The 676-nt window shown below is 40.7% G+C and carries 1 pseudogene; it reads right to left on the reverse strand.

Annotated features, from left to right (window positions below):
* A pseudogene (locus tag ACFIMU_RS08725) lies at positions 1 to 549 on the reverse strand (integrase arm-type DNA-binding domain-containing protein); the annotation flags it as partial.
* Positions 550 to 676: the final 127 nt, after the last annotated feature.

A 676-nucleotide genomic window follows, 5' to 3' on the forward strand; every position in this document is an offset into this window, starting at 1 on the left:
AACATCCAAACCCAAAGCCGCAGCATGTTTGAGACAAATATTAAGACGGTTTAGTGCTTTCTCTGCTGTTGTAGCTTTTGTATGCCAAATAGGAACAAGCGTGTTGCGTATCTCTGTTTGGGTAATTTCTGAAATGGACAGACTGCCTAATTTAGGGAGAATGTAAAGCCGCAAGGGAGAAAACCAGTTCCCATTCTTACCATCACCTTTTAATTCAGCTTTCCGACTTTCAAAAGTACCCAAAGCGATATCTTTTAAATAATGGAGATTGCTTCGCACTTTTATTTATTGCGTTCTTTAATGGGGTCACGACCTTTACGTAAAACAGAATGCCATTGGTTTGCCAATTCACGCTCTTTTTTAAAGAAACATCTCTCAAAGAGCATCCAAGCCCATTTCGCGATGGCGATCATGAATGGTATAACGATAAAACCATTGAGCACTTCCATCTTTACGTTTATGAAAAAGCAAGCCGGCACCATCACACACTTTGCCAGCTCGTGGGTGTTGCGACAGCCCTTGGCACTTAAGACGATTCATAAGAGCCATTTTTAGTTCTTTCTTATACAGTTTTTACCCACACGCCAGCTTCGCTTGTGACGTGCAAGCGAATGGTTTTGATTGATTCAAGATAAACAGATTTGAAATGAGACAATCTTACGATATTCGGGATTCT

It is taken from the genome of Bartonella sp. AC70YNML, assembly GCF_042196545.1.
In the GTDB taxonomy this organism is placed as follows: domain Bacteria; phylum Pseudomonadota; class Alphaproteobacteria; order Rhizobiales; family Rhizobiaceae; genus Bartonella.